The sequence below is a fragment of the Micromonospora parastrephiae genome, assembly GCF_016802865.1.
In the GTDB taxonomy this organism is placed as follows: domain Bacteria; phylum Actinomycetota; class Actinomycetes; order Mycobacteriales; family Micromonosporaceae; genus Micromonospora; species Micromonospora parastrephiae.
On sequence record NZ_JAEVHM010000300.1, the window covers coordinates 1 to 4,573 of the forward strand.

Here is a 4,573-nt window from a genome sequence, read left to right on the forward strand (position 1 = left end):
GGGCGGGCGGGTCGGCGGACGCCGGTGCGGCGAGCCCGACCACCAACGCGCCGACCGCGCCGGCGGTGAGCCAGCGTGGGGACCAGTGCATGCGATGTGCTCCTCTACTCCTCCAGGCCCCCATCCGTAGATGAGGGCCGATCGGAGTCTGCGACGGAGCCCGTCACCAGGTCACTAGTCGTCGGCCGCCGCAGCGGCGACATGTCGTCAGGTGGACAACGGCCGTGCACCGCCGGTACCCGTGACGGTCACCTGCGGCTGCCCCGCCAGCCGTGCACGGGAAGCCCGAACTTGGCGACCAGACGGTCGGTGAACGGGCGGGCCCGCAACCGCACGATGCGCACCGGCAGAGCACCTCGACGCACCGTGACCCGGGCGCCGGGTGGCAGGTCGTACACCCGTCGCCCGTCACAGGAGAGCACGGCGAGGGTGGTGAACGGGTCGACGGTGATGACGAAGGTGGACGTCGGCGCGGTGACCAGCGGGCGGCTGAACAACGCGTGCGCGCTGATCGGCACCAGCAGCAGCGCCTCCACCTCCGGCCAGACCACCGGGCCGCCGCCGGAGAACGCGTACGCGGTGGAGCCGGTGGGGGTGGCGCAGACGACGCCGTCGCAGCCGTAGCGGGACAGCGGCCGGCCGTCCACGTCGACGAGCAGTTCGAGCATCTGCGCCCGTTCGCCCTTCTCGACGCTGATCTCGTTGAGGGCCCAGGACTCGATCGTGGGGCCGCCGTCGAACTCGGCGGTGACGTCCAGGGTGAGCCGCTCGTCCACCGTGTAGTTGCGGCTGACCACGTCGCGGACCGCCGTGTCCAGGTCGTCGATCTCCGCCTCGGCCAGGAAACCCACCTTGCCGAGGTTGATGCCGAGCAGCGGCGCCTTCGCCGGCCGGGCCAGCTCCGCCGCGCGCAGGAAGGTGCCGTCCCCGCCGAGCGCGAAGACGATCTCGGCGCCCTCGGCGGCCTCGGGGCCGGCGACCGGCACCACGCCGGGCAGGTCGAGGTCGTCGGCCTCGTCGGCGACCACCCGCACCTCGAAACCCGCCGCGATCAGATCGGCGGCCACCGACCGGGCGTGCTCGGTGCTGCGCCGACGACCCGTGTGTGTCACCAGCAGCGCCGTGCGACTCATCGGACCGGCCGCCAGTCCGCGACCGGACGGCGACCCGCCGTCCTCGCCCCGGCACGGCCGCCTGCCGTCGCGTGCCGCTCGCTGTACGCGTTCACCCTGCGACCTCCTCCGCCGCCGCGTCCGGCACGTCGCCGGTCGTCGGGCCGTCCGGCCCGGCCGCCACCACGGCCCACACCCGCTGCGGGTCGGCCGGTGGTGCGCCCCGGCGCAACCATACGAAGAACTCCACATTGCCGCTCGGCCCGGGCAGCGGACTGGCCGCCACATCGGCCAGGCCGAGGCCGAGCTGCTGCGCCGCCGCCGCCACGTCGAGCACCGCCTCGGCGCGCAGCTCCGGCTCACGGACCACACCACCGGCTCCGACGCGATCCTTGCCGACCTCGAACTGCGGCTTCACCATCAACGCCAGGTCACCGTCGTCGCGTGTGCAGCCGGCCAACGCCGGCAGCACCAGCCGCAGCGAGATGAACGACAGGTCGGCCACCGTGAGGTCGACCGGCCCGCCGATCGTCTCCGGTTCGAGGGTACGGACATTGGTGCGCTCCAGGACGCGGACCCGGTCGTCGGTGCGCAGCGACCAGGCGAGCTGCCCGTAGCCGACGTCCACGGCCACCACCTCGGCGGCGTCGGCGCGCAGCAGCACGTCGGTGAAGCCACCGGTCGAGGCGCCGGCGTCCAGGCAGCGCCGGCCGGCGACGCGCAGCCCGGCCGGGATCCGCACCGCCGCGCGGTCCGTGCCGCTGCGGGTGAACCGGACGTCCGCCCAGGCCGCCGTCGGGGCGTGCCGGGCCACCCCGAGCAGGTTCAGAAACGAGACGTACGCCTTCTCCGGCAACTGGTTCAGCCGGTAGATCATCACCTCGGTCAGGTGCGCGAACGCCTCCACCAGGGCCATGCCCGGGTCGTGCGCCGACAGGTCGGTCCACGCCGGGCAGGACTGCCGGATCCGTTCCCGGGCCTCGGTGACCAGGTCGAGGAACCCACGATCGTCCAGGTGCGGCACGGGCAGCGTCATGACGAGCCTCCCTGCTCGGGTTCGTCGGCCGGAAGCAGGTCCATGGAGAAGACCAGCTGCCCGGGGGTGAGGCTGGCCCGCACCCGGTAGTCCAACCGGATCACCAGCCGCCACGCGTCGTCCGGGTCCGGCCCCGCGTCGGTGTCGATGACCTCGACCCGGGGCTCCCACCGGGCGATGGCCTGCCGGACGTAGTGGATGGCCAACCCGGCGGTCGTGTCGTCGTTGGGCGCGAAGACCAGCCGGTGCAGCCGGGAGCCGTACCCGGGTCGCATCAGCCGCTCGCCCGGCGTCGTCGACAGAAGCAGGAACAACGCCTGGCGTACGCTCTCGTCGCCCTCGGTCATGGCCAGGCCGCCGGCCGCCGTGAGCGCCAAACCACCGGTACGACCAGCGTCGAAGCCGGCGCCGACGAAGCGGAACGCCCTCACCGGTCCGCCCCCAGGAACCGCTGGCGCGGGTCGCGCACGGTGTGGTGGACCGCGTTGGGTGGTGTCCCGTTGGTGAAGCCCTCCAGGTTCGACAGCACCACCCGGTGCCCGTCGACCCGCAGCCAGTCGCTGTAGCCGACGCGCAGGGACTCCGTCCTCGTGCACGGCTTCACGGTCGGGCCGTAGTTCGGACAGGCGACGATCGTCCGGCCCTCCGGGTCGTCGTCCACCAGCACGGGCACGCCGGTGACGGTTACCCACTCCTGCGAGGGCCGGTTCTCGACCCGGCCGTCGTGGTCGCAGGTGATCACCGAGTCGCGGTGGATCCAGCGCATCAGCCGCCTCCTTCGTGGTGGGCACGGGCGAGCGAACGGGCCTGCCGCGCCGCGGTGGTCGGGTCCTCGGTCGACTCGGCGTGCAGGAAGTCCACGCTGCGGGCGCGTACCACCAGAGCCCGACCCGGCGCGGAGATCACCAGGTCGGTCGCCGCGTGCAGGGTGGCCAGATCGGGGGTGAGCTCCAACGAGCTGCCGCCCTCGGTGGCCAGGCGCAGGCTGCGCCGCACGTCGTCGACGACGATCGACTGTCCGCCGGCGGTACGCAGCGTCCACCGACGCGCCCGACCGTCGTCGATGCCCGCGTCGTACGGCTCGACGGCGCCGAACAGCGAGCCCAGCACGACGCCGGACGCCGGCTCGCCGGCGGGCAGCACCACCAGCACGGTGTCGTCGGGATCGGGGAGCGCCACCAGACCCTTGCCCCGGCCCGCCCCGGGGCAGAGCACAGCGAGCCACCCGGCGTCCAGATCCCCGTACGCCGGCAGGGTCAGCCGGACCCGGCCCAGCCCGTCCGGGTCGGCCACGTCGGTGACCGTGCCCAGGGTGACCACCGCACCGCCGGTGGCGGCCGACGGGGCGGGCGGCGGCACCGTGGAGAACCGGGTCAGGTGCCCGTCGCCGTCCACGGTGTGCACGACCTCGGTCAGCACGTACGCCCCGGCGACCGGCTCGGGCACCCCACTCAGGTCGATCCGCCGACCGGGGCGCAGCGCCGGGTCACCCTCGGCCACCCCCTCGGCGGTGACCAGCGTCGCCGCGCGGGTGTCCAGTCGAGCCTGGGCCAGCGCCGCCAACTCGTCGTCACTGCGGCCCGGCTGGTCGACGGCGGTGCGTACCCCGTCGCGCCCACGTCGGCCGGGTCCGGCCGGTCGCCGGCCGGTCGGCCGCACCGCGCCTCGTCGGCCTGCTGGCTGATCGGTTCGGCCCGCTGCGGATGCCAGCCCAGCACGGCGCTGGCACCGCTGGCCTGGTCGGCGTTCGTGGACAGCCGCAGGCTGTGCACGTCCGCGCCGAGAGCCAGCGCGACCGGCTCCCCGTACCCGGCCAGGGTGACCAGCCGGACCGCGTCGCCGTCGGCGGCCAGGTGCAGCCCGGCCCGGCCGGCCACCTCGCGCAGCAGCTCCAGATCACTGTGCCGGTGCTGCGACAGCCGCTCCAGGCGGGGCCCGTCGATCTCGGCGGTCACGTCCAACCCGACCTCGCCGCACAGCTCCCGGGCCAGTTCGACGGCGGTCACCGAGGTGAAGACCCGCAAACCCTGACGCTTGCGCAGCCGGTGCAGCGCGTCGTACGCCCGCAGCCGCAGCAGCGCGGCGCCGTCCGCGGCGTACTCCACCTCCACGGCGGTGACCTCCCCGGCGAACAGGGCGTCAGCGTGGTCGGCGAGGCGCACGTCGAGCGTCGTGCCGGGGCGTACCGCCGGGTCGAACGCCCCGACCCCGACGGTGGTGGCGAGCACCAACTCGGCCTGGGTGGGCTGGTTCAGCCGTGCCGCCACCCGCAGTGAGCGCAGCCGCTGACGGGCCGCGGCGGCCAGCTCGACGCCATCCAGCACGACGATCAGCGCCGGGGCGCGACGCTGGTCACGGCGTACCTCCGAACCGCGCCGGCCGGGTTGGTGCCCGGCCGTGCGGCGCTGGCGGCGCGGGCGGCGCG

5 protein-coding genes and 1 pseudogene are annotated in these 4,573 nt (G+C 74.4%); all 6 read right to left on the bottom strand.

The window, feature by feature from the left end:
* Positions 1-248 precede the first annotated feature (248 nt).
* Positions 249-1,133 (bottom strand): NAD kinase, encoded by an 885-nt coding sequence (locus tag JNW91_RS29800; protein ID WP_203178841.1) that lies wholly within the window; start codon positions 1,131-1,133, stop codon positions 249-251.
* 91 nt (positions 1,134-1,224) lie between these two features.
* Positions 1,225-1,845, bottom strand: a pseudogene (locus tag JNW91_RS29805) (TlyA family RNA methyltransferase); the annotation flags it as partial.
* Between the two features lie 299 nt (positions 1,846-2,144).
* Positions 2,145-2,579, bottom strand: a complete 435-nt coding sequence (locus JNW91_RS29815; RefSeq protein ID WP_203178842.1) for a GPW/gp25 family protein — start codon at positions 2,577-2,579, stop codon at positions 2,145-2,147.
* The gene (locus tag JNW91_RS29820) at positions 2,576-2,914 is read right to left on the bottom strand and encodes a hypothetical protein (protein ID WP_203178843.1); all 339 of its coding nucleotides are present in this window, start codon (positions 2,912-2,914) and stop codon (positions 2,576-2,578) included. Before JNW91_RS29820 ends, JNW91_RS29815 begins: the two co-directional genes overlap by 4 nt.
* Complete coding sequence (locus JNW91_RS32840; RefSeq protein ID WP_309244520.1) at positions 2,914-3,648, bottom strand: phage baseplate assembly protein V; 735 nt, start codon at positions 3,646-3,648, stop codon at positions 2,914-2,916. Before JNW91_RS32840 ends, JNW91_RS29820 begins: the two co-directional genes overlap by 1 nt.
* Positions 3,600-4,573: contractile injection system protein, VgrG/Pvc8 family (locus JNW91_RS32845; RefSeq protein WP_255545336.1), on the bottom strand; the 974-nt coding region annotated here is incomplete at its 5' end. The genes JNW91_RS32840 and JNW91_RS32845, both read right to left, overlap by 49 nt.